Source organism: Paenibacillus riograndensis SBR5, assembly GCF_000981585.1.
Taxonomy (GTDB): domain Bacteria; phylum Bacillota; class Bacilli; order Paenibacillales; family Paenibacillaceae; genus Paenibacillus_AQ; species Paenibacillus_AQ riograndensis.
Genome location: NZ_LN831776.1, coordinates 2,195,636 through 2,217,906 on the forward strand (window position 1 = coordinate 2,195,636; position 22,271 = coordinate 2,217,906).

General features: G+C 52.2%; 19 protein-coding genes. 12 read left to right on the forward strand and 7 right to left on the reverse strand.

Annotated features, from left to right (window positions below; all coding sequences use genetic code 11):
• The 4 genes from PRIO_RS08925 to PRIO_RS08945 all read left to right on the forward strand — a co-directional run bounded on the left by PRIO_RS08925 (position 1) and on the right by PRIO_RS08945 (position 8,213).
• Positions 1-1,614 carry an ABC transporter substrate-binding protein gene (locus PRIO_RS08925; RefSeq protein WP_020432428.1) on the forward strand — a complete coding sequence of 538 codons (1,614 nt, stop codon included), beginning with the start codon at positions 1-3 and terminating at the stop codon, positions 1,612-1,614.
• 31 nt (positions 1,615-1,645) lie between these two features.
• On the forward strand, positions 1,646-3,142 hold the full coding sequence (locus PRIO_RS08930) for a glycoside hydrolase family 32 protein (RefSeq protein WP_020432426.1): 1,497 nt from the start codon (positions 1,646-1,648) through the stop codon (positions 3,140-3,142).
• 4 nt (positions 3,143-3,146) lie between these two features.
• Positions 3,147-4,034, forward strand: coding sequence for an ROK family protein (locus PRIO_RS08935; protein WP_020432424.1), 888 nt, complete (start codon positions 3,147-3,149; stop codon positions 4,032-4,034).
• A 324-nt stretch (positions 4,035-4,358) separates the two neighbouring features.
• Positions 4,359-8,213 (forward strand): GH32 C-terminal domain-containing protein, encoded by a 3,855-nt coding sequence (locus PRIO_RS08945; RefSeq protein WP_052741432.1) that lies wholly within the window; start codon positions 4,359-4,361, stop codon positions 8,211-8,213.
• 569 nt (positions 8,214-8,782) lie between these two features.
• On the opposite strand, the gene PRIO_RS08950 is transcribed toward PRIO_RS08945, so the two are convergent.
• The gene (locus tag PRIO_RS08950; RefSeq protein ID WP_407944488.1) at positions 8,783-10,219 is read right to left on the reverse strand and encodes a DHA2 family efflux MFS transporter permease subunit; all 1,437 of its coding nucleotides are present in this window, start codon (positions 10,217-10,219) and stop codon (positions 8,783-8,785) included.
• A 293-nt stretch (positions 10,220-10,512) separates the two neighbouring features.
• On the opposite strand from PRIO_RS08950, the gene PRIO_RS08955 reads away from it, so the two are divergent.
• Together PRIO_RS08955 and PRIO_RS08960 are read left to right on the forward strand one after the other, a co-directional pair.
• Entirely contained in the window at positions 10,513-11,097 is a 585-nt protein-coding gene (locus tag PRIO_RS08955; protein WP_020426319.1) for a TetR/AcrR family transcriptional regulator, read from the forward strand.
• Positions 11,098-11,228: 131 nt separating this feature from the next.
• Positions 11,229-12,005, forward strand: coding sequence for an NAD-dependent epimerase/dehydratase family protein (locus PRIO_RS08960; protein WP_020426318.1), 777 nt, complete (start codon positions 11,229-11,231; stop codon positions 12,003-12,005).
• A gap of 17 nt (positions 12,006-12,022) precedes the next feature.
• On the opposite strand, the gene PRIO_RS08965 is transcribed toward PRIO_RS08960, so the two are convergent.
• Positions 12,023-12,802 (reverse strand): ABC transporter ATP-binding protein, encoded by a 780-nt coding sequence (locus tag PRIO_RS08965; protein WP_046501949.1) that lies wholly within the window; start codon positions 12,800-12,802, stop codon positions 12,023-12,025.
• Between the two features lie 123 nt (positions 12,803-12,925).
• On the opposite strand from PRIO_RS08965, the gene PRIO_RS08970 reads away from it, so the two are divergent.
• The gene (locus PRIO_RS08970; RefSeq protein WP_046501952.1) at positions 12,926-13,738 is read left to right on the forward strand and encodes a helix-turn-helix domain-containing protein; all 813 of its coding nucleotides are present in this window, start codon (positions 12,926-12,928) and stop codon (positions 13,736-13,738) included.
• 365 nt (positions 13,739-14,103) lie between these two features.
• Here the strand turns inward: PRIO_RS08970 and PRIO_RS08975 are convergent, their stop codons facing one another.
• Genes PRIO_RS08975 through PRIO_RS08985 form a run of 3 tightly spaced genes read right to left on the reverse strand, consistent with a single transcriptional unit; the run spans position 14,104 to position 17,128 of the window.
• Positions 14,104-15,369, reverse strand: a complete 1,266-nt coding sequence (locus tag PRIO_RS08975) for an ABC transporter substrate-binding protein (RefSeq protein WP_020426315.1) — start codon at positions 15,367-15,369, stop codon at positions 14,104-14,106.
• Between the two features lie 38 nt (positions 15,370-15,407).
• Positions 15,408-16,247, reverse strand: a complete 840-nt coding sequence (locus tag PRIO_RS08980) for a carbohydrate ABC transporter permease (protein ID WP_020426314.1) — start codon at positions 16,245-16,247, stop codon at positions 15,408-15,410.
• Complete coding sequence (locus PRIO_RS08985) at positions 16,247-17,128, reverse strand: carbohydrate ABC transporter permease (RefSeq protein ID WP_039785655.1); 882 nt, start codon at positions 17,126-17,128, stop codon at positions 16,247-16,249. The genes PRIO_RS08980 and PRIO_RS08985 overlap by 1 nt, the downstream gene beginning before the upstream one ends.
• A gap of 325 nt (positions 17,129-17,453) precedes the next feature.
• Here PRIO_RS08985 and PRIO_RS08990 point away from each other — a divergent pair, with 325 nt between their 5' ends.
• From PRIO_RS08990 to PRIO_RS09005, 4 genes are read left to right on the forward strand one after another with little or no spacing between them, the layout of a single operon-like run.
• Positions 17,454-18,134: a hypothetical protein gene (locus PRIO_RS08990; RefSeq protein WP_020426312.1), complete on the forward strand. Its 681-nt coding sequence runs from the start codon at positions 17,454-17,456 to the stop codon at positions 18,132-18,134.
• 38 nt (positions 18,135-18,172) lie between these two features.
• Complete coding sequence (locus tag PRIO_RS08995) at positions 18,173-18,664, forward strand: hypothetical protein (RefSeq protein ID WP_167345596.1); 492 nt, start codon at positions 18,173-18,175, stop codon at positions 18,662-18,664.
• Between the two features lie 30 nt (positions 18,665-18,694).
• Positions 18,695-19,150 (forward strand): VOC family protein, encoded by a 456-nt coding sequence (locus PRIO_RS09000; RefSeq protein WP_020432996.1) that lies wholly within the window; start codon positions 18,695-18,697, stop codon positions 19,148-19,150.
• A gap of 26 nt (positions 19,151-19,176) precedes the next feature.
• Entirely contained in the window at positions 19,177-19,875 is a 699-nt protein-coding gene (locus PRIO_RS09005; protein ID WP_020432995.1) for an SDR family oxidoreductase, read from the forward strand.
• Here PRIO_RS09005 and PRIO_RS34745 read toward each other — a convergent pair.
• Positions 19,872-20,084 (reverse strand): hypothetical protein, encoded by a 213-nt coding sequence (locus tag PRIO_RS34745; RefSeq protein ID WP_197545402.1) that lies wholly within the window; start codon positions 20,082-20,084, stop codon positions 19,872-19,874. The genes PRIO_RS09005 and PRIO_RS34745 overlap by 4 nt on opposite strands.
• Before the next feature lie 112 nt (positions 20,085-20,196).
• On the opposite strand from PRIO_RS34745, the gene PRIO_RS09010 reads away from it, so the two are divergent.
• A complete protein-coding gene (locus PRIO_RS09010; protein WP_020432991.1) occupies positions 20,197-21,615 on the forward strand; it encodes an amino acid permease in 1,419 nt (472 codons plus the stop codon).
• Here the strand turns inward: PRIO_RS09010 and PRIO_RS09015 are convergent.
• The gene (locus PRIO_RS09015) at positions 21,524-22,156 is read right to left on the reverse strand and encodes a LysE family transporter (RefSeq protein WP_039790847.1); all 633 of its coding nucleotides are present in this window, start codon (positions 22,154-22,156) and stop codon (positions 21,524-21,526) included. The two genes, PRIO_RS09010 and PRIO_RS09015, sit on opposite strands and share 92 nt — an antisense overlap.
• Between the last annotated feature and the right edge of the window lie 115 nt (positions 22,157-22,271).

Below are 22,271 nucleotides of genomic sequence, written 5' to 3' on the forward strand. Positions count from 1 at the left end.
ATGAAAAAAACGACAAAATCAAAAGTGGTAACCAAAGCAGCTTCAGCGTCTGTGCTTGCCTCTCTCATGTTCCTTAGTGCATGCAGCGGCGGCGGAGGAGGAAGTGCAGCCAGTAAAGAACAGGACCCCAGCGGCAAAGTTACCCTGAACTTTATTACACAAAGCTCCCCGCTGGCCCCTGCCGACCCGAATGACAAGCTGATCAATAAACGCCTTGAAGAAAAAACAAATGTTCATATTAACTGGAAAAACTTCACCAAGGACGTATTTGTGGAAAAAAGAAACCTGGCGGTGGCCAGCGGCGACCTTCCCGATGCAATTTTTAATGCTGATTATAGCGATTATGAACTGCTGAAGCTCGCCAAGGACGGTACGATCATTCCGCTGAACGATCTGATTGAGAAGAATATGCCCAATTTTAAAAAGGTGCTGGAAGAAGCTCCTGAATACAAGAGCATGATTACGGCGCCGGACGGCAATATCTATGCTTTTCCCTGGATTGAAGAGCTGGGCAATGGAAAAGAGCGAATCCAGGCTGTAGACAGCATGCCTTGGATTAACGTCGAATGGCTGAAGAAGCTGGGCCTGGAGATGCCAAAAACGACGGATGAGCTGAAAAAAGTGCTGATCGCGTTCAAAACCCAGGACCCGAACGGCAACGGCCAGGCGGATGAAATCCCGCTGTCCTTCATCAATAAGCCGGGTGCGGAAGATCTGGCCTTCCTCTTTGCTTCCTTCGGGCTTGGGGAGAACCCCGACCATGCGGTGGTAAGCGATGACGGCAAAGTGATCTTTACCGCGGCGGAAGAAGGCTACAAAAACGCTATTTCATTTATTAATGAGCTGTATAAAGAAGGGCTTATTGACATCGAGGCTTACACGCAGGACTGGAGTACGTATCTGGCCAAAGGGAAGGAGCAGCGCTACGGCCTGTACTTCTCTTGGGATAAAGCTAACATCTCCGGAGCTAATGATGCCTATGATGTAATGCCGCCGCTCGCCGGCCCGGATGGTGAAGTGAACGTAACGAGAACCAACGGACTGGGTCTTGGCCGCGGCAAAATGGTCGTGACGAGCGCCAACAAAAACCTGGAAACGACGGCGAAATGGGTGGACCAGCTGTATGATCCGCTCCAATCCGTACAGGACAACTGGGGCACCTACGGGGATGAAACCCAGCAGAACATCTTCGAATTGGATGAGGCCAAAGGCATGCTGAAGCATCTGCCGCTGGAAGGTGCGGCTCCTGTTGAGCTTCGCGAGAAAACAAGCATCGGCGGGCCGCTGGCTGTCCTGGATTCCTACTATGGCAAATATACCACCATGCCGGATGATGCCAAAGGCAGAATGGATATTATCAAGAACATCATGGCACCGAAGATGAAAGCGGAGAATGTAATGCCCAGCGTGTTCAATTCGATTGAAGAGCTGGACCGCCTGACGACGATTGAAACGGATTTGTTTGCCTACGTCCTTAGAATGCGTACAGAATGGTACCAGAACGGCAAAGTGAATGAGCAGTGGGGAGAATATCTGAAAGAGCTGGACCGTCTTGGCCTGCAGGAATGGCTGAAAATCAAACAAGACGGTTATGACAGAGCAACCAAAAAATAAACAATCGAGTGGAGTAAAGGAGAGAGCCATCATGCCAGCTAGTACAAAACAAAACTACCGGGGGGTCTATCATTTCTCGCCCCAGGCCAAGTGGATGAACGACCCGAACGGGATGGTCTATTTTGAAGGAGAATATCATTTGTTTTTTCAGCATCATCCGGATGGAATGACCATGGGGGCCATGCACTGGGGCCATGCGGTCAGCAAGGATCTTGTCACCTGGGAAGAGCTGCCTGTCGCACTCTTTCCGGATGAGCTTGGGATGATTTTCTCGGGAAGTGCTGTTGTGGACTGGAACAATACGACGGGATTTTTTGCGGATAAGCCGGGGCTGGTTGCCATCTTTACCCACCACCTGGATATGCCCGAAGGGCAACCGCCTGTTCAGCGCCAAAGTCTCGCTTACAGCCATGACAACGGCAGAACCTGGACCAAATACGAAGGCAATCCGGTGCTGGAGGATGATGCCTTTATCGATTTCCGTGATCCGAAGGTGTTCTGGAACCGGGAGACAGGCAAATGGGTAATGATCGTTGCTTGCGGTCAAACGGTATGCCTGTATCATTCCCCGGATCTGATCCATTGGACATTTGCCAGTGAATTCGGCAAGGGCATCGGCTCTCATGACGGTGTGTGGGAATGCCCGGACTTGTTCCCGCTGCACGTGGATGGAGACACATCGAATATCAAATGGGTGATGCTGGTGAGTATCGGCGCGGACCCCGCTTTTGCTGAAGGCTCCAGAACGCAGTACTTCACCGGTGATTTCGATGGAAATGTGTTTACTCCGGACGAGGATTCCCGGACGATCCGCTGGCTGGATTATGGAAGGGACAATTATGCAGGAGTAAGCTGGTCGGATGTGCCTGAAGCCGATGGAAGACGCCTGTTTATCGGCTGGATGAGCAACTGGATGTATGCGCAGCAGACTCCTGCAGAAGAGTTCCGGGGGGCGATGACCCTGCCAAGAGAACTGTACCTTGAATCCAGAGAAGGGAACATCCTGCTTGTTCAGAAGCCGGCCCAAGAACTGGAGGCGGCCCGCATCCCGGTGCTTTCACTCAAAGACGTTACTGTGCAAGAAGTCAATGCTTCTTTAGCCGGTCTTCAGCTGGATGCTTACGAGATCGCCGCGAAGCTGCCCCGTGGCATGTCTGCCGGATTCAAGGTAAGAGTCGGGGCGGGGGAAGAAACCGTGACCGGAATCGATGCGCAGACCGGAGAGCTGTATGTAGACCGGGCGGCTTCCGGCCTGACCGGCTTCCATGAGCGGTACCCCGGACGTCATTCGGCGGCGTTGCAGGCTCCGGGAGAGATCCATGATCTTCACATTTATGTCGACCGTACTTCAGTTGAAGTGTTCGGCAATGGGGGCCAGGCGGTCATTACAGATCTTATCTTCCCTAAGCCTGAATCTGCGGGTATTGCTGCGTTTGCCGAACATGAAGAGACGCCGTTTCTTTCACTGGAGGTCTACAAATTAGCTCTGCCTGCCGCAATCGGCGATGACCGGCAATCGGAGGGCTGACGGAATGCGTATAGGAGCCATTGAAGCAGGCGGAACCAAATTCGTATTAGGGATCGGGGATGAAAAGGGGGAAATTCTGGACCGGCTCAGCCTTCCAACCGGACATCCGGATCAGACCCTCCCCCAGGTGATTGAATATTTTCAGGACAAAGAGGTAGAGGCGATCGGAGTGGGCTCCTTTGGCCCGATCGATATCAACCCGGAGAGTCCGACTTACGGCTGCGTTACGTCCACCCCTAAGCCAGGGTGGGAGAATTACGATATGCTGGGGACTTTACGGCATGCCTTTCCCGTCCCCTTTGGCTGGGATACCGATGTTAATGCAGCCGCATATGGCGAAGCCAAGTGGGGGGCTGCGCAAGGATTGTCCAGCTGTCTGTACTATACCGTAGGTACCGGTGTCGGTGTCGGCGTGTATTCGGAAGGTACCATCATCCATGGCCTTGTGCATCCTGAAGGCGGGCATGTGCTGACCAGACGGCACCCGGAAGATAAATTTGCGGGAGTGTGCCCTTATCATGGGGACTGCCTCGAAGGGATGGCGGCAGGTCCTGCCATTGAAGCCAGATGGGGGAAAAAGGGCCATGAGCTGCCGCTGGACCATGCCGCCTGGGAAATGGAAGCCTTCTATATTGCCCAGTCCATAACCAGTGCCATTCTGCTGCTGTCTCCGCACAAAATTATTCTGGGCGGCGGCGTGATGCAGCAGCAGCAGCTGTTCCCGCTGATCCGGCAGGCGGTGCTGCGGAACCTGAACGGTTATGTCCGTTCAAGTTCCCTATTGGATCACATGGATGAGTATATTGTTCCGCCGGGCCTTGGCCCGCAGGCGGGATTATACGGCGCTCTGGCGTTGGGGCTTGCGGCTTGGAAGCATGAGGCAGCTAAATAACCCTTGCAGATTTTTCCTGACTGCACTTATTGCAATAGAATACTTATGGTTCTGTAACAAATCGCGTTTTGCTGTATTTCGTGCAATAGATTTTCAGATTTGGAGTCAAAACCAGCTATTCTACGGGATTCTACTGTACAGAGTGCAACAGATTGAATTTTTCGGCCAATTTACGGGTTATCTGCTGCAGAAAGTGCAATAGAATGTGTTGACACCTGTGTAGAAAAGCTTCGCCATAGGCATCCGGCCAGTTATGCAACCGTAACTGGCCAGCTTTTTAACAAGAGGATGAAAATTGCGCAGACGGGAAATGGAGGACAACAGATGAAGAAGAAATTCAGGACAGTACTGTGCTTTCTGCTGGTTATAGGAACCGTGATGGCTTCCTCGGGCCTTTACGCAGTAAATCCTGCCACGGGCTGGGCTGCGCCAGCAGATCAGGGGACAGGGGAACCGGACAAGGAGGGGCTTGCAATTAATGAGAACGCTGCCAAGGTAATAACAAATCTGACGGGATGGCAAGTCAAAGGAAAAGGAGAGATGAAGAATACCGCAGAAGGGCTGTTGCTGACATCCGATCCGCAGCAGAATGTAATGGCTGTGTCCGAAACAGCGGCAGAGGATTTTTTGTACGAAGCCGATGTGATGCTCAAGGAATTGAAAGCGGATACTTCTTTGATCTTCCGTTCGGATGATGACGGGAAGAATTCGTATATGCTGCAGCTTGCACCCGGGTCCGGGGTAATCCGCCTGAAAGATGCGGCAGGAGGGGCGGGCAAATTATACGAAGAACGACAGGTTTCCCTCAAGGAAGGGGAAATCTATCATCTCAAAGTAAAGGCTGAAGGGACATCGCTGAAGGTATATTGGGGGAATCAGTACAAACCTGTGATCGAGATTCAGGACAGTACATACCGTTCCGGCCGTCTTGGACTCCATGTGCGGGATGGTTCTGCTCTGTTCCAGAATATAACGGTAAGTGATCTGAAAGGAAACCTGGGTCCGGTGCTTATGAATAAAGGACAGTGGCAGCCTGACCTCAGAGGTCAAAAAGGTACCTCTGCAAACGGGAGCAAAGCACAGCGGATCTATTCTAGGCAAGCCGCCGATTTGGTATATGAAGGAACCATCTCTTTGGGCTCCAATGCTGCTGCGGCACTGGCTTTCCGTTCCTCTGCCGATGGCGTCCGCGGCTATGAAGCTGTCCTTGCGAGGGAAGGGGACCAGGTCGGTGTCAAGCTGGCAAAAGCGGACGGAACTGTAGTTGCAAGCTCAGAGCACCTTTATCCGAGCAGAACCGGAGCCAAACATCATGTGGAAATCAAGGCCAAGGGCAGCCGGATTCAAGTGTTCCTCGACGGGTATACCCCGGCGGCAATTGATATACAAGATACCGCGTATTCAACCGGACACGCCGGACTTGTGGTGAAAACGGGAAACGCTTACTTTCAGGAAACCTATCTCACGGACGCGGACAGCTACTATAATGAAACTTTCCGTCCCCGGTATCATTATTCGCCGGTCCGCGGTTCCGCCAGTGACCCGAACGGGCTGGTCTATTTCGAAGGCGAATACCATCTCTTCCATCAGGATGGAGGCACATGGGCTCATGCCGTCAGCAAGGATATGCTGAACTGGAAACGCTTGCCGATTGCCCTTCCATGGAATGATTACGGGCATATCTGGTCCGGGGCTGCTGTAGCGGATGCAGCGAATGCATCAGGTCTGTTCACAGATTCGGGGGGCAAAGGCCTGATTGCCTATTATACTTCCTATAACCCGGATGGCCCGAACGGCAACCAGCGGATTGGCCTGGCTTACAGCAAGGATAAGGGGCGCACCTGGGAATACGCCAAGGACCGTCCGATTGTGATTGAGAACCCCGGTAAAAACGGAGAAGATCCGGGAGGCTGGGATTTCCGCGATCCCAAGGTGGTCCGGGATGACGGGAATAACCGCTGGGTGATGGTGGTGTCCGGTGGCGATCATATCCGGTTTTTCACCTCAACCAATTTGCTGGACTGGACGTTGACCGATAATTGGGGGTATGGGGATTATGTCCGCGGCGGTGTATGGGAATGCCCGGACTTGTTCCCGCTGACTGTACAGGGGACATCGCAGAAGAAATGGGTGCTCATGATCAGCACGGGCGCGAATCCGGCAACTGGAGGTTCGGATTCGGAATATTTTGTGGGGAGTCTGACGGCTGAAGGTAAATTCGTGAATGACAACCCGGCCGGGAAGGTCTTGCGGACAGACTTTGGCAAAGAGTATTATGCCTCCATGTCGTTCTCGGACATGCCGGATGGGCGCAGAGTGATGCTGGCGTGGATGTCCAACTGGGATTATCCGTTTGCTTTCCCTACTTCAGGCTGGAAGGGTGAGTTGACGGTTCCGAGAGAGGTTACCCTGGTCATGACCCCTGAGGGGCTCCGGCTTGCCCAGAGTCCGGTTAAGGAAATAGAGCAGCTGCGGAGCAGGCTGTTCACTGCAGCGGATAAGAGGGTCAATTCTTCTTCTCCCAACCTGCTGAAGGGTCTTGTAGCCGGTGCGTATGAAATTGAAGCCGAACTGGAGATTCCGGACGGCAGCACCGCAACAGAGTTTGGGTTTAACGTGCGTGAAGGAGCGGATCAGAAGACGGTTGTTGGCTACAAGGTAGGCGAAAGCCAGCTATTCGTTGACCGGTCCGCTTCCGGGGTAACGGATTTCTCCAGTCTTTTTAGTACAAGACATGAAGCGGCTATGACAGCGGAGAACAAGCGGATCAAGCTGCGGATTTTGGTGGATGAATCTTCTGTTGAGGTTTTTGGCAATGGGGGCAAGGCGGTGTTCTCTGAAGTCATTTTTCCTGACCCGGCCAGCAGGGCAATGAGCTTCTACAGCCAGGGCGGCATGGTGAAGGTGATATCGCTGAAAGTGAATAAGCTGGGACCGGTATGGAATTCAGACAGCAGCGCAGCCACCCGGATTGCCATGGATACCGCTGACCGTGAATTGGAGACCGGGGACAGCGTGACGCTGCAGGCGGCAGTGGAGAACGGGCCCGGCAATGGGGTTCACCCGCTGAAGTGGAAGTCGAGCAATGAAGAGGTGGCCGGTATTAGTGCAGCGGATTTTTCCCAGGCAACCCTTCAGGCGAAAAAAGCAGGGGAGGCCGTCATTACGGTATCCACCCCGAACGGCAAGGCATCTGCCAGCCTGGTGGTAAAAGTATACGGCGGCGAATTTCATACCAATCTCAGCGGCTGGACCCAGGACTTGTCCATGGCTTCATGGATCGCCACAGGGGATGGCATTCGCGGGAAATACTCCAGCGACGCAAATCACATGGCCCAAGAGCAGGCGGGTAATTTTACGTATGAAGCCGACATGAAGCTTGGTGAATCCGGCGGGGCGGGTTCGCTTCTGTTCCGTGCAAGCGGGGATGGGCGCAGCGGCTACTACTTGAATCTGGACCCGAACATGAAGTCTGTCCGCCTGTTCTACAAGCTCGACGGGCGGTTCGAGGAACGGCAGGTTCTGGCGAAATATCCGGCCTTTATCCTGCCGGGTCAAACCTACAACATCAAGATTCAAGCGGAAGGCCCGCGCATCATCGTGTATATGGGAGGACGGCAGATCATGGACCTGAAGGACGGTACGTTTGCGGAGGGCCATTTCGGGCTTCATGTTTTTGGCGGGGAGGCTTCTTTTCAGAATGTAAAGGTGACCGGGGGAGCGCCAGCGGACTTGATGACCTCAAGCCTGGTGAATACTGCCTCCGGGAAATCCCTGTATACAGACAGCCTGACAAATGGCGAAGCTGTTAAAGTGCGGAATGCCAATGAAGCCACGGATCAGAAATGGGTGTTTGTGCCGACAGGAGATGAAGCAGGCTCCTACTCCATCCGCACGACTGCCGGACAGGCGCTTGATCTGGACACCGGACAGAATAGAATCCAGCTATATTCTTATCTGGGCTACAATAATCAGCGGTGGATCATCCAGAAGAATGAGGATGGCTCGGCTGCCATTATCTCTGCCCATCAACATCTGGCTCTGGCCATATCCGGGGATGGCTCCAAACTTACTTTAGAGGAGTATCGAACAGATGAAATGCGTCAGAAGTGGAGAATAAACCCTGATTCACATGGAAGCTTCAAAGGCACAGAAGAAATCAGGCCGTCAGCGGAGTGAAGCGGACAGAGAAGACGAATGAGTGCTGAAGGGACGGCAGCGAAATCCGGTCAAGAAAAGTAGAGCAAGACGGCAAAAAGAGATCAACGGAGTCATTACCGTTGATCTCTTTTTTTAAAAATTTATATGTTTTGGGGGAAGTGACGTCCGTAATCCTGCGGAATAGCCGAATCTTCTATCCATAATTGCTCTCCTGTCCGTAACGGCTGCGGATCGATCGAGAAGGAATAGGGCGATCCGTCTTTACCGGTTCCTCGCAGGTGCTAGTTGGAAAAAGGGAACTTATTTTTCCAAAAATCAAGAAATCCTGAGATTGAAGTGGAAAAAGTAAACTTAATTGGGCTACTTCTCCTGTCTCATGGCGAAATGAGCTGAATTAGTGTCCCTTTTTCCACTTCATCTGCCCGAGGGTAGGGTACTCCCGCAAATTAGTGTACCTTTTTCCACTTAAAAAGTTGCCGTAGGATTTATGGGGAGTCGTTCTCCAGGTAACGCTAGAACCAAGACGGCTGCGCTGTCCCGTGGAGGACCGCACAGCCGTTTTGGTTCTGAAGCCACTTTTGCAGCCCTCACGCTTTTTCAGCAATAGCCTGCTTCAGCTGCGCTCCGGGCTCCTGATCGGAAGCCTGCCCGACCCGTTTGATGAAGAAGGCCAGCAGCAAGCCGATGATGCCGATACCTACAATGACGAGATAGGCATCGTTGATCCCCTGGATAGAAGCTTCCATAATCATATGTTCCTTGGAGGCGCCTTTTGCTCCGCCTGCAGCCATCATATCCATCAAGTGTGTTGTGGTACGGCTGGTCATCACGGTGACGAGCAGGGAAGTTCCTACGGCACCGGCCACTTGCCGGATCGTATTGGAGATCGCCGTTCCGTGCGCATTCAGCTTGGAAGGCAATTGATTCAAGCCTAAGGTCTGAATAGGCATGAGCAGCAATGCCATCCCGATCCGCCGGCCGGTTGACATCAGCACCAGGTACGTGTAATTGGTCGAATCCGTCAGGTTCACAAAGCTCAGAGTCGTTACAATGGTGATCAGCAGACCGGTGACGGCAAGCCATTTGGCTCCGAACCGGTCGAACAGCTTGCCGGTGACCGGCATCAGCAGCCCCATGACAAGCGCGCCGGGAAGCAGCAGCAAGCCGGATTCCATCGCTGTATAGCCGCGGGCATTCTGCAGATACAGAGGCAGGAGCATCATATCCGCATACATGATGATCGTAACTGCGATATTAATAATCGTAGTTAACGAAAACATGTTGTATTTAAAGACCCGGAGATCAAGCAGCGGGCTGGAAGAAGCCAGCTGCCGCCAGGTGAACAAACCGAGCGACAGGACGCCGGCTGCCAGAGTAGCAATTACCTCTGCGCTCGACCATCCTGCGCTGGCTGCCCGGCTGAAGCCATACAGCAATGTTCCGAAGCCGACGGTGGAGAGGATGACGCTGGCCAGGTCAATTTTGGGGTACGAGCGTTCCGCTACATTCTTCAAATAGATAAATCCGCAGATAATTACAATGGCAGTCAGCGGGAGCATCCCGTAAAACATAGTCTCCCATGAATAATGCTCCAAAATATATCCGGCCAGCGTAGGGCCGATTGCAGGTGCAAAAATAATCGCTAACCCGACCATACCCATGGCTGCTCCGCGTTTTTCGCGGGGGAAGAGGGTTAAGATGACGTTGGTAAGCAGCGGCATAATAATCCCGGCGCCGGCGGCCTGAATCATTCGCCCGGTCAGCAGAATGGGGAAGCTGGTTGCCAGGGCCGATACAACCGTTCCGGCCAAAAATATAAACATCGAGCTCTGGAACAGCTCACGCGTGGTGAACCGCTGCATCAGAAAGGCTGTAATCGGGATGAGTACCCCGTTAACCAGCATATACCCGGTGGTCAGCCATTGCGCCGTAGCAGCCGTAATATTAAAATCATGCATTAGTTCCGGCGTGGCAACGCTCATGACCGTCTGGTTCAGTGTCGCCAGAAAGGCGCCCAAAATCATAATGAACAATATGGGGCCTTTTTTCACGGAACTGCTTATTGCTTCTGTCTTGTTACTCACTCCACTCCATCCTTTCAAATCGCCGATCATAGACTAAATTTACAATGTGTTGTATAGTTTACAATGTATAAAGTTGATTATAGATGAAATTTTCATGCAAGCAAGCAACGATTTTCGTGAAAGTGTTTATTAGTTTACAATCGGTTGATATTTGTAGCTTTTCAGCCTGAAAAACTACAAATTTGAAGAAAATGTAGTCTGCCTGTAAAAGGTAGAAGAATGGAGAGAGCAGGATGAATCATACAACGCCCCGTACGGATCCCCGTGTAGTCCGAACGCGTGAGCTGCTTAAAGATGCTGTTGTGGAACTGATGGAAGAAATGAATGTCCAGAAAATATCGGTAAACCGGATTGCAGAGCGGGCCAAGATTAACCGGGTTACTTTTTATCTTCATTATAAGGATATCCCGGACATGCTGGAAAAGATGGCGGATGAAATGGTCGAGGACATAACCAGGGTAGTGAACAGCAATGCTGCGGGGAATTCAGAGCCGGGAGAACATGAGGACTGGCCCGTCCTTGAGAACCTGCTTAAGTATATTGCCGAAAATGCGAGATTCTACAAGACGGTGCTTACCTCAAGACGAAGCTCGATTTTTTCGGATCGCCTGTTCAATCTGATTGCTGATATGATTGCTGCACGGGTGGAGAGAGGGGTGAGTGCCGCCGACACTTCCCAAGTATCTATACAGAAGGATATTGCGACCTGGTACGGCTCCGCCGCCTTGATTGGTACAATTATCGCCTGGCTGCGGAATGACATGCCGTATACGCCTTCTTACCTTGCGAAACAGATCACTTCGCTGCGCTCGAAATAAACCCGAATTCATTGTAAGGAGCTTCAGCGATATCATAGTAGGATTCATTGTATATTTCCTTATCCCTGCGGGTAATAACTAACAGTTAACCAGTTCGTGTTAGGCGGGAACGGGAAAGGGGCGTGTGACCAGTGAAACGTAAACTATTGATAACGGGAGCTGCGGGCAGAATAGGAAATGTGATTTACCGGGGGCTGCAGGAAGACGGCCGGTATGATGTTGCGGGTGCGGATATACAAGCAGATGAATCACAAGGAATCGTCCAAATGGATGTCGCGGATGAAGCACGTCTGGCGGAGTTGACACAGGGTGTCGATACGGTGCTTCATTTCGCCTGGATCAAGGATAATGAAGATTTCCTGGGAAAGGTGCTGCCGGGAAATGTGAGTGGGGCGTACAAGTTATTTGAAGCGGCGGTGCAAAACGGAGTGCGGCGCATGGTATTCGCCAGTTCCAACCATGCTACCGGCTTTTATAAGACAGATGAAAAAACGGAGCCGACGGACCCTTACCGGCCGGATAGCTTTTATGGGCTGAGCAAATGCTATATTGAACTGCTTGGCCGCCTATATTCCGACCAAGGCAAAATCTCATCTTTCAATATCCGAATCGGCAACTTTCCCGGGGACGACCGTCCTCATTCGGAACGCGCGGGGCATATCTGGATTTCTGAACGCGACATGCTGCAACTGATCGTTTGCTGCATTGAAGCGGATGAGGGGCTGAAATATTTGAATCTATATGGTACCTCTGCCAATAGCGACAACTATTACAACATCGGTTACCTGGAGGATTTAATCGGATATAGGCCGCAAGATGACGCTACCAAGCTGCTTGAGCAAGCCAAAGCAGCGGGTAGGGAGGTTCGTCAGGACGAAACGGTCTATCAGGGCGGACAAGAGCTGTAAGAAATCAGTCCTGTCAGTCAATTTTGAGCGGCACGCACATAGACCCGTTCTCCATGCCGTTCCACGATCACTTCGGATTCAAAGAAATCGCTCAGCACCCCGGCTGTCAGAACTTCAGAGGTCAGGCCGCTTTGCACGACTTGGCCTCTCCGCAGCAGCAGGGTGTGGCTGAACACTGGCAGAATTTCTTCAGTGTGGTGGGTAACATAGATTAGCGTCGGCATTTCTTTTGACAGGGCTAATTCACGGATGCTGTCCAGCAGCCGTTCCCGTGAGAACAGATCCAGGCCGTTGCAGGGCTCGTCCAGGATCAGCACACGGGGATCTGCCATCAGCGCACGGGCAATGAGCAGCTTTTGCTTCTCGCCCTGGGAGCAGGTTCTGTACTCCCGGTCCCATAAGTGAAAGCAGCCCAGCTGCTTCATCAGCTCTCCGGCACGCACGGTGTCCTGCTCTGTCAAGTGGTCATACAGGCCAATAGTGGCATGTTTGCCGCTGATGACAACGTTCTGTGTACGGTCGGTGCCATAGAGCTTCTCCTGCAGGGAGGAGCTTACCCAGCCGATGGATTTGCGCATTTCACGCAGGTCTACTTCGCCGTAACGTTCACCCAGCACAGAGATGCTGCCGGTTGTGGGCCAGAGGTACCCGGTGATCATATTTAACAGCGTGGTTTTGCCGGACCCGTTCAAGCCGAGTAGCGCCCAATGCTCACCTGGACGTACGGTCCAGTTAACTCCGTTCAGCAAGGTGTGGATGCCTTGGGTCCACGTTACATCGTGCAAATCAATAATCATGAGAGTGACCTTCTTTCTGCAGCTATATTGTTCATATCATAAACCGCTCCAAGCTGAAAGTCATTGTGCAAAGTGCTCGTAAATGGAGCACTTTTTGCTATAATGGCAGCAGGTGATGATCGTATGGAGATTAATTTACTGACCGATACCTTTGAACTGTGGAAAGGCAAAAACGGCTTTGCGAACACTCCGCATGCGCATGCGGACTGGTATCAGGTCACCTTGCCCGTACAAGGGACATGTGACTTACTGCAGAACAGGCAAACCTATCTTCTTCAGCCGGGTGAAGGTCTGCTGCAGCATCCCGGAACCGAACATTCTTTTCAGGTTGGAGCTTTATCGGCGGTGATCGTAATTAAGTTCCGCGGCAGTCTGCTGAATCATAAGGCGCCCGGAGACTCACAGGAATACAGGCTGGCGCGGGATTTTAACCCCAAAGAGATCACTGCGCTCTTCCGCAGCTGGTCATATGAATTGCTGGGGAATGAAACGGACTCTCTAATGGTCCAGCAAATGGAGTTTCAGGTGCAGCTATACCTTGAGCGGCTGTTGCAGGGAGAAGGGGAATCAGACCGGCCCGGCCTGCAAAATTCTGTCTCTCGTCCCTATACGTCTGATCCCCACATGACCCGGGTACTCGATTATCTGCATAGCTGCTATATGACAGCTGTTGATATTGAGTCCATGGCTGCCATTGCCCTGCAGAGCCGGTATCATTTTATCCGTTCATTCAAGCAGTTGACGCAGTTCACGCCTTATCAGTATGTATTGAGACTTCGTATAAACGAAGCCGGAAAAAGGCTGCGGCTGTCCGAGGAATCGGTAACAGACATCAGCTTCAGCCTGGGATTCTCCAGTGTTACTCAGTTCTACCGGACCTTTCTGCGCTTAAAAGGCATGACCCCGACACAATACCGCAAGCGTACAAGCATTTAATTCTTTCATGCGAGCCTGAAAAGCTAAGATGGGCCTATCGGGCCGCTTGTGCGCCGATTCGATTCGAAACTAATCTATTGCCCTCTGTACAGCAGAAGGTAGCGGAAAAGGTGTTTTTAAGCAGCAGGCAAGAAATCAATTGCACAAAATACAGCAGAATGCGGTTTACCCAAAAATAAGGAGCATTCTGCTGCATAAAGTGCAATTGCGATTAGAGGGGAGTGCAGTCACGTTCAGAGAAAGGTGCAGTCACGATCAGTCACGCTCAAAAGAAAGTACAGCCACATTCAGAAGGGAAAATCACGCCCAGGATGCTCCTTGGCACTCTGAAATCAACAACCGGATTTTGACCAGCCGTACCTCCATTACTGCACACTGAGATTATCCCAGTTGACCTGGAACTCCTTCAGCATTCCTTCTTTGGTCAGCTTGCCGCCGAGATAACCCTGGATGTTGCTGGATAATTCCTGCGGCATGCCGTTAGGCAGACGCGACCAGTTCCAGGTCAAGGCCTGATCCTTATCCGTATATTCCAGCACCTCTGATCCAAGGGCACCCAGATCCTCCTTGGTTCCCTGGATGCTGTCGAGCGCAGGAATGAACTGGAATTCCTTGGTGATATACTTTTTGCCCGTTTCCGAGGTGACCAGCCAGTCGAGGAAGACTTTGGCCTCCTCCTTGACGGGGGAGAACTTGTTGACGACCCAATTGCTTGGGACCCCTACATAGAGTTTGTCGTTGTCTTCCGGCGTATCGTCAATCGGCATCGGCAGGATGCCCAGATTCAGATCCGGGTCGATGCCGTCGATCTGGCCTTGGGTCCAGTTGCCCTGCTGCATCATCGCTGCCTCCCCGCTGGCCACCATAGTGACCTGGGTATTATAGTCGGTCGAGAGCGGGTTTTTGTTGCCATATTCTACCGTCAGGTCCAGCAGATCAAGCCACTTGGAGAACACCGGATCTCCGGCGAAATGCTTGGAGCCGTCTGTCAGACCGGCGATGAAGCTTTCAGGATCGGGCTGCTGGGCGAAGGCTACGTTCACATTGTGGTTGCCGAGCACGAACCATTCCTGATACCCGTTGGCAAAAGGAGTGATGCCCGCGGCCTTCAGTTTTTCGGCCGCCTCCCGCAGCGCGGTCAGGGTGAGCGGCTTTTGGGTAATTCCGGCCTGCTTGAACAGATCCTTATTATAAATGAAGCCGTACCCTTCCAGATTCATCGGCATGCCGTACAGTTTGCCGTTTACGGTCATTTGTTCAGCGGCCAGCGGCTTCACATCCTTGGCCCAGGCTTCCCCGCTCAGGTCCTCCAGATATTCCAGCCACATATCGCGTTCATTATTGCCGCCGATGGTGAAGATATCCGGCTCATCCCCGGAAGAAAACTTCGCCCGCAGGGAGGCGCCATAGTCGCTGCCGCCGCCGACGCTCTGAATCTCCAGCCGGATGTCCGGGTGTTCCTTCTCGAATTCAGTCTTCAGCTTAGCCAGCGCTTCGGATATTTCGACCTTGAACTGGTAGATATGCACGGTTTTGATCCCGCCCGCCTCGTCCGTGCCGCGTCCGCAGCCGGCTGTCAGCGCAGCCAGCAGCAGGGAGCAGGCGAGGAGAAGTCCACGGATTTTTCTCATATTCATTCATCCTCTCTGCCTGAAAGTTACTGCTATTCTCAGCCCTTGACAGAGCCTTGGGCAATGCCTTCAATAATATACTTCTGCATCAGCAGGAAAAAGAGGACCACCGGCGTAATCCCGAGCACCAGACCCGGAAGCGCCAGATCCCACTGCTTCGTATACTGCCCGAAGAAAGTGTAGGTGGCGATGGGAATGGTGCGGAGCGCCGGGGACTGCAGAATAAGCGAAGGCATCAGGTAATCGTTCCAGATCCACAGGGTGTTCAGGATAATGACCGTAACGATGATCGGCTGCATCAGCGGCAGAACGACCCGGAAAAAGGTGCCGTAAGGGCTGCTTCCATCCACCCGCGAAGCCTCCTCGATATCGATCGGGACGGATTTCACAAATCCATGGAGGAGAAAGACGGTCATGGGAGCACCAAAACCCAGGTAGGCCAGAATCAGGCCAGCCGTCGAATCCATCACACCGAGCCGGCTGACGATCTGTACCAGCGGGATCATAATCGCCTGAAAAGGAATGACCATCGCCGCTACGAGAGCCACATAAAGAATGCGGTTATATCTGCTGTTGTTGCGCACCATTTTATAGGCACACATAGAGCAGAGAAAGGCCAGCAGCACATTGCTGGTCACCGTGACCACCAAAGAGTTCAGGAAGGCATGGGGGAAATCGGTAGCTTTCCAGGCTTCCGCGTAGTTGTTCCACTGGAACACCGTGGGCAGTGCGGAGGAATCCGACAGAATTTCGCTGTAGCTTTTGACCGAATTGGCCAGCAGGAAATAAAACGGAACGAGAAAAACAAGAGCCAGCAGAATCATCAGCAGCTCAGTCAGCAGCAGGGGGACATTGAATTTCTTGGCGGTTGTCTCCATTACAGCTCCACCTCTCTTTTCTTGGTTGCCCTAACCTGCAGCAGCGAGATGACGGCGACAATGACGAAGAAAATCATCGCTTTGGCCGAACCCATCCCAAACCTGCTGATCGTGTAGGCCTCGTTGTAAATATTAAGCGCGACCGACTCGGTGGCTTTGAAGGGGCCGCCTTTGGTCAGCGACAGGTTCAGGTCGAACAGCTTGAAGGACCAGGAGATGGACAGGAACAGGCAAACGGTTACAGCCGGCATCACCAGCGGAATGGTAACATGGCGCAAGGCCTGCATCCGTCCGGCTCCGTCTACTTTGGAGGCTTCGATCAGGCTCTGCGGAACGTTGTTGATGGCCGAGATGTAGATCACCATGAGATAACCCGCATTTTGCCAGACAAAAACGATTACTATAGCCCAAAACGATGTAGCTCCTGTACCGAGCCAAGGCAGATTAAAAAAGGACCAGCCGGTAGCCTGCCCCACCGAGGCGAACCCTCTGACGAAGATAAATTGCCAGATGAACCCGAGCAGCAAGCCGCCAATGACATGGGGGACAAAAAACACCGTTCGCAGCACATTGCGCGTAAACAGCTTGCGGGTCAGCACATAAGCGAGCATGAAGCCCAGCAGATTCGTCAGCACGAGGCCGAAAAAAGTGAATTTGGCCGTGAACCAGAATGAATTCAGGAAAGAAGGGTCCTTGGTGAAAATATGGATATAGTTCCGCAGCCCGGTCCACCCGACATGCCGCGAGATTCCGTTCCAGCTGGTAAACGAGTAATAAAGCCCCAAAAAGAATGGAATCAGTACAATCACAAAGAAAAACAGCGAAGTTGGCCCGACAAAAATAAACTGCTGCATCAGGCGTGATCTTCTTTTAAGGTCCATCGCTCTTCACCCCTTGATGTATTGTAGAGATTCCATTAAATAACCGGACGCCGATTAACCGAAACAAAAAATCTAGAATTTTCCAAATTTTACTCGCTGGGATGCCTGACAACGGCATTAATTACGGAAAGGCTCAAAGGAGCTGAACAGGGTGGAAGATCCGGTGTTTGGCAGTGAGGGTTATTCTCATAGCATTACCTTACTGTGATGTCATTGACGAGGGAGAAGTGTGCACACTATAATCTAGAAAAAGGACGAAGAACGTCCCGTATCCCATGGCTTTTTGGGGTGCGGGATTTTTTTGTGCAGAGGAGGAAGTTGGGGAATGGGTTTTGCTGAAGAACACCAAAAGTGGCTGGATTCTCATAAGAAACGTAGAACAGGAGAACGACTAGACCGGTTGGTGCGAGGGCACGGGCATGGTGAGAAAATGTTTGTGGAGCGGGTGTGGTGGCCGATTTTTGGTCATATGGATGATCTTCATCCGGAATACGAGGTCTCGGATTGGCGGGGCCGGCCTTATTTCGTTGATCTGGTCTGGAAACCGGGACAGGTTAAGTTTGCCATTGAGATCAAGGGGTACGGGCCTCATGTGCAGCAGACGGATCGGACCAGGTACCGGCAGGAATTAAACAGAGAAACTTATCTGCAAATCGCCGGGTATCGTGTGGTGGCGGTTCCCTATGATGATCTAGAGGCCGCACCGGAGTTGACCATTTCTCTATTCAAATCCTTGCTCGCGCCATGTATGTTGAAGAACGCGGAGGGAGAGGGCCGTCCGTATACAAGGCTGGAGAGCGACATCCTGCGGTTAGCGGCACGTTGGAACGGATCCATCCGGCCTGTTGATCTCGTAAACGAGCTTGGAGTGAATCCGCGCACAGTTAAAAAACTGATGAATTCTTTATGTGTGAAAGGGAGATTCAGACCCATTCTGGCCCCTGGCAGCAATAGAGTGTGTCGGTATGAATATATTCATTCTTTTATGGAAGACGAGTTATGGTAGGGTTACTACGAGCAGGTGTAAGCAAACCACTGGGCAGAATGAGAGGTGAAAATACCTCTGATTTGCCCGCAACCGGCCAGCGGGGCGAAATGAGAGGTAAAAATACCTCTGATCCGCCCGCAACCGGCCAACGGAGCAGAATGAGAGGTAAAAATACCTCTGATTTGCCCAGAATCGGCCTAGGGGGCAGAATGAGAGGTAAAAATACCTCTGATTTGCCCAGAATCGGCCAGCTGAGCAGAATGAGAGGTAAAAATACCTCTGATTTGCCCAGAATCGGCCAACGGAGCAAAATGAGAGGTAAAAATACCTCTGATCCGCCCGCAACCGGCCAGCGGGGCAGAATGAGAGGTAAAAATACCTCTGATTTGCCCAGAATCGGCCAACGGAGCAAAATGAGAGGTATAAATACCTCTGATCCGTCCGCAACCGGCCTACGGAGCAGAATGAGAGGTAAAAATACCTCTGATTTGCCCGCAACCGGCCTCCCTCCCAGGCTTGACAGCCTTTTCATCGTGCAGGTATGGTAGACTGGTCAGAATACAAGGAGGTTATGATACATGTCAGGATGGCTGGGCAATCATGTGATTACGCAGATTGGAATTCTGGTGAACGACATTGAGAAGGTTAGCGGGGCATATGCAGACTTTTTTGGACTGGAAAAGCCGGATATTGTTGTGACGGATACGGCAGATCTTGCTCAGACCCGGTATAACGGCGGGGCGACGGAGGCGCGGGCCAAGCTCGCTTTTTTCGATATGGGTTCCCTGCAGCTGGAGCTGATTGAACCGGATCATCACCCGAGCACGTGGCGCGATTACCTGAATGAGCATGGGGAAGGTCCGCATCATATTGCTTTTGTCGTTGAAGGAATGAAGGAAAAGATCATGCTGCTCGAAGGCAAGGGCTTCCCGCTCCAGCAGAAGGGGGAGTATACCGGAGGGCGTTATGCTTATATGGATACGTTCAAGGAATTGAAGGTGCTGGTGGAACTTCTGGAGAACGATAACAACTAGCGGATGTAAAGACAGGAGGATGCACTATGAATATTCTAATTACCGGTGCCGGGCGGGGGCTGGGTGCTGAGCTGGCAGCCGAAGCGCTGGACCGCGGGCATGGAGTCATCGCCGGGATCCGCCATCCCGGGCAGGAACCGGAGGCATTGGCTCAGCTTGCTGCAATCCATGGAGCGAAGCTGACCATTGCCGCACTGGATGTGACGGACGAAGCGGGAATTGCCTCGCTGGCCGCGGCGTTGAAAGGGCAAGGACGGACGCTCGGCGCGATTATTAATAATGCGGCGGTCCTGACAGCCAGAGACACACCGATTGAAGCGCTGGATCTGCAGGATATGCTGACCACGATGGATATTAATTTGTACGGGCCGATGCGGGTGGTGAAGCATTTTCTGCCGCTCCTCACGGAACCGGAAGGCTCGATTATCAACATCTCCTCCGAAGCGGGAAGCATCTCCAATGCGTATCCTGGTGACTATCCCTATGCCCTTTCCAAAACGGCGCTGAATATGTTCTCACAGCAGCTGCATGTATATTTGCAGGAACGCGGCATACAGGTGTTCAGTGTGCATCCCGGCTGGATGCATACGGACATGGGCGGGGCAGAGGCACCGACAGACCCGCGCCGCAGCGCCGGGGGGATTATCAGCCTGATGGAGCAGCGCATTGCTCCGCAAGGCCGGTTCAGGTTCGTGGATTATACAGGCAAAGACATGGATATCTAGAAGGGGGGGGAGGGCGCCTCCTGATGGTGGGCGATGCTAAGCAGCCGGTACACGATCAGCTGGAAAACAGCCCGGGCCTTCATCCGGTAGAACGGCTGCTTGCCCATCCACACATGGGAGAATTCCCGGATATCGTCCATAATTTCTTTGGTCCTCCAATTCCTTGTAACCGTCTGAAAAATCAATTTGACTTCTGCGTACATCATCATAGCATCATGGATTGCATTGTTAAATGCCTGGCCAATAATGAAAACTAACAGGTGTGGGAAGCCTAAGGAAGGTGAGCATTTAAAATCCCAAACAGGTGAGGAATGAATTGATTTGGATAAAGCTTCCGGGAAGGCAAAAGATGACAAAAAACTGAAATGGTGGCAGCTAAGTCTGCTGGGCGTTGCGGGTACCATTGGCACCGGTTACTTTCTGGGGTCCAGTCTGGCGATTTCCATTGGAGGACCGGCGGTTTTGCTGGTGTATATTCTTGCCGCCGCAGGTACTTATGTTGTATTTGACGCCTTATCCAGAATGACGGCGGATCACCCGGAGCAGGGGTCTTTCCGTTCCTATGCCAAAAAAGCCTTTGGGAGCTGGGCGGGCTTTGCCAGCGGCTGGGTGTACTGGTTCTCGGAGCTGCTGATCATGGGCAGCCAGCTGACCGCCCTGGCTATTTTTTCCCGGTTCTGGTTTCCGGCAGTGCCTATGTGGATCTTCGCCGCAGGCTTTGGCCTGCTGGGGCTGTTGATTGTCTTCTTCGGCAATAAAGGGTTTGACCGTGTCGAAAATGTGCTGGCAGTCATCAAGGTGGCGGCCATTCTTATGTTTATGGTTTTGGCAGCGGCTTTGCTGGCGGGATGGATCGGGGGCGGCAAATATACACCGAAGCTTCCGCTTACGGCTAAGGCATTGTTTCCAGCTGGCGGGATAGGCCTGTGGTCGGCATTTCTGTTTGCTTTTTACGCCTATGGCGGCATTGAAGTACTAGGAATTATGTCTTACCGGCTGAACAAACCGGAGGAGGCGCCGAAGGCAGGAAAGGTGATGCTGCTGACGCTGACAGCCGTCTATGTCATCTCGATCGGCTTGGCGGTGACCATGGTGCCTTTAAGCGCTTTTAATCCTAAAGAAAGCCCATTTGTGCTTGCCTTAAGCAGCGATCATCTGGCCTTTGTGCCGCATTTGTTCAACGGTGTACTGATCATCGCCGGATTTTCAACGATGACCGCTTCGCTCTACGCTGTGACATCAATGATGCTTACCTTGGCACAGGAGGGCGATGCGCCCCGGCTGTTCTCCAAGAAGCTGAAGGGAAAATATCCGCTGTACGCCCTGTGTCTGATTTCCGGGGGGTTAATTGCCGCAATCGTGATGTCTCTGCTGCTCCCGGGGAAAGTCTATGAATACATCACTACGGCAGCCGGGTTGATGCTTTTGTATAACTGGTCTTTTATTTTGCTGTCTTCAGGGAAGCTGCTGGAGCCTGTGAAATGGAGCGGATTGAAACGCTGGACCGGGCTGGTGCTCATCGTTCTGGCGGTTGCCGGGACTCTTTTTCACAAGCTCAGCCGCCCTGGACTCTACATCAGCTTGCTGCTCGTAGCGCTGATTGTAGGGACTGACCTCATTGTTCATAAGGTACGCAGTAAAGCAGGCTCTAATGGAAAAACAGCATCCGCATGGCTTGTACCCCAAAATAAAAGCCAAAGGCGACCAGGGAGAGGCCGGACAGCACGGAGATCGCCTTAAGCACCCGGGCCGTCAGCAATTTGCGGAACACGCTGGAGGCTGCCGCCATGCTTACATCCCAGAGAAGAATTCCCAGGATAATAGCCCCGCTGTAAATCAGCAGCTGCTGAAGAGGATATTCGCTGGCCGCTTTGGCGAGGATAGAGCCGTAAATCCCCAGCCAGAACAGGATGGAGAGCGGATTAAATAGAGACATCAGGAAGCCTGCCAGATAGGATTTGGCGAGGGAGGCTTCACTGTCTCGCATTTCCGAAGCAGTAATCATCCCTGCACTTTTGATGCTCTCCACACCTGTATAGACCAGCACAAAAAAACCAAACAGCCATAGAAAAGCCCGGACAAACGGCGCATCCAGCAGATGGATGACTCCAAAATATACCAGGAGCATATAAATGATATCTGCACTGATAGCCCCCAGCCCCACTAACCAGGCGTGCAGGAAGCCCCCGCGGATACCCTTGTCCAATTGTGCGGCGTTAATCGGACCAATCGGAGCCGAAAGGGAGAGCCCCAAAAAGATATACCCTATGAATACATTAATAGTCCCCGCCCTCCTTTTACTATTCTGTAGCTAGCTTATTCTTCCAGGCAGGGTTCTAGGACAACAAAAATAAGCCTCAGGGACATTTTTCCTTCTGGCTATGTGTGCATAAATC

What these genes read in the sequence shown, in the direction of transcription:
- PRIO_RS34745 (WP_197545402.1), bottom strand. Translation starts at nt 20,084, where the DNA reads ATGATGATGTACGCAGAAGTCAAATTGATTTTTCAGACGGTTACAAGG.
- PRIO_RS08975 (WP_020426315.1), bottom strand. Translation starts at nt 15,369, where the DNA reads ATGAGAAAAATCCGTGGACTTCTCCTCGCCTGCTCCCTGCTGCTGGCT.
- PRIO_RS08950 (WP_407944488.1), bottom strand. Translation starts at nt 10,219, where the DNA reads ATGATTTTGGGCGCCTTTCTGGCGACACTGAACCAGACGGTCATGAGC.
- PRIO_RS08935 (WP_020432424.1), top strand. Translation starts at nt 3,147, where the DNA reads ATGCGTATAGGAGCCATTGAAGCAGGCGGAACCAAATTCGTATTAGGG.
- PRIO_RS09000 (WP_020432996.1), top strand. Translation starts at nt 18,695, where the DNA reads ATGTCAGGATGGCTGGGCAATCATGTGATTACGCAGATTGGAATTCTG.
- PRIO_RS08995 (WP_167345596.1), top strand. Translation starts at nt 18,173, where the DNA reads ATGAGAGGTGAAAATACCTCTGATTTGCCCGCAACCGGCCAGCGGGGC.
- PRIO_RS08955 (WP_020426319.1), top strand. Translation starts at nt 10,513, where the DNA reads ATGAATCATACAACGCCCCGTACGGATCCCCGTGTAGTCCGAACGCGT.
- PRIO_RS08990 (WP_020426312.1), top strand. Translation starts at nt 17,454, where the DNA reads ATGGGTTTTGCTGAAGAACACCAAAAGTGGCTGGATTCTCATAAGAAA.
- PRIO_RS08980 (WP_020426314.1), bottom strand. Translation starts at nt 16,247, where the DNA reads ATGGAGACAACCGCCAAGAAATTCAATGTCCCCCTGCTGCTGACTGAG.
- PRIO_RS08945 (WP_052741432.1), top strand. Translation starts at nt 4,359, where the DNA reads ATGAAGAAGAAATTCAGGACAGTACTGTGCTTTCTGCTGGTTATAGGA.
- PRIO_RS09005 (WP_020432995.1), top strand. Translation starts at nt 19,177, where the DNA reads ATGAATATTCTAATTACCGGTGCCGGGCGGGGGCTGGGTGCTGAGCTG.
- PRIO_RS08965 (WP_046501949.1), bottom strand. Translation starts at nt 12,802, where the DNA reads ATGATTATTGATTTGCACGATGTAACGTGGACCCAAGGCATCCACACC.
- PRIO_RS08970 (WP_046501952.1), top strand. Translation starts at nt 12,926, where the DNA reads ATGGAGATTAATTTACTGACCGATACCTTTGAACTGTGGAAAGGCAAA.
- PRIO_RS08930 (WP_020432426.1), top strand. Translation starts at nt 1,646, where the DNA reads ATGCCAGCTAGTACAAAACAAAACTACCGGGGGGTCTATCATTTCTCG.
- PRIO_RS08925 (WP_020432428.1), top strand. Translation starts at nt 1, where the DNA reads ATGAAAAAAACGACAAAATCAAAAGTGGTAACCAAAGCAGCTTCAGCG.
- PRIO_RS08985 (WP_039785655.1), bottom strand. Translation starts at nt 17,128, where the DNA reads ATGGACCTTAAAAGAAGATCACGCCTGATGCAGCAGTTTATTTTTGTC.